This window comes from Bradyrhizobium sp. Crot121 (assembly GCF_059512385.1).
In genome coordinates this window covers 1-1,066 of record NZ_JCAMOR010000261.1, presented here as the reverse complement: position 1 = coordinate 1,066, position 1,066 = coordinate 1, and the positions used below count along the sequence as shown (strand labels likewise).

The 1,066-nt window shown below is 59.2% G+C and carries 1 pseudogene; it reads right to left on the bottom strand.

The window, feature by feature from the left end:
• Positions 1-577: 577 nt before the first annotated feature.
• Positions 578-886: pseudogene (locus AC5ZGW_RS46405) on the bottom strand (transposase); the annotation flags it as partial.
• Between the last annotated feature and the right edge of the window lie 180 nt (positions 887-1,066).

The window sequence follows — 1,066 nt, the reverse complement described above, 5'->3', positions numbered from 1 at the left end:
GAAGCACGGCCCAAGATTGGTCCACGAGCGACCTGATCAATTCGCTGCGACGATGCCGGCACACGGCAGCTGGGGCGCGTAGTTGCTCGTAGCTCAAACCCTAAAGCCCCAGCCAATCGATCACATGCGGCCAGATCTCTCGATGCGCACTCTGACCGACGAGCGCTCCAACTTGCTGCAGCGGAACACCGGTTTCCGCCTGATAGACAAGAACGGAGGGGGGGGCTCAACGGTTGCAGTATGGGACCAGGAGGGCACCAAACGACTGGTATGATCAACTATCGCGGCGACGGGTCATTCAGTAAGCGGGTCCGAGCCGGCAAGAGGGCCGAGCACGTAAAGCTCGTTGCGGGCCAAGCAGTCTTTGCGAAAGCGCACGTCTATCCCATTTCGGAGCAGTTGGCGAGCGGGGTAAACTCATCGGGGCTCCCACGAATGGCGCGGAGGGGGGATGGCGAGCGCTTCCGAATCCGGCAAGCTGGCCGTGCAGCCTCGCAATAACGCACCAAGCACGAACTCCTCGGGTGCCGCGGTACGCTCGCCCCGATCGAGGAGCAGGCTCCCTGGCAGCGTGCTAATGGGCTCGGACGATGGTGCAATCAACGATCGATACTCGAAGTCTGGATCGTCAGACATCGCTTCGAAGATCGCCACCATACAGCCTTCGCGCTCCAGCGGCTGAAGCGTTGGAGAACGCTGTTCCAATCGCCAAACGCCTCTGGAAGATCACGCCAGCGAGCTCGCGTACGCACAATCCATAGAACGCCCTCCACGAACATCCGGTAGTCGCCTCCAGTCGATCCCTTTTGTCAGCCCGGCCGATAATCAGCGGCGCCATCCGATCCGACGGCGCGTCGCTCAAAACCATACGGTCGATCATACCCAAGACTGCCTCCCCAAAAGCAGTCTTGAACTGATGTGCCGGCTTAAGGGAATCCCAGGAGGTCCACAGGACCTAGTACTCACTTTTCTTGGATCGTGAGTCGTGATTCAAGATATGGATGATACCCGAAGCAAGAGAAGTCCACCTTTCGCGGAAAGATCGCAAGGTGCTTGAGGCGTGTTG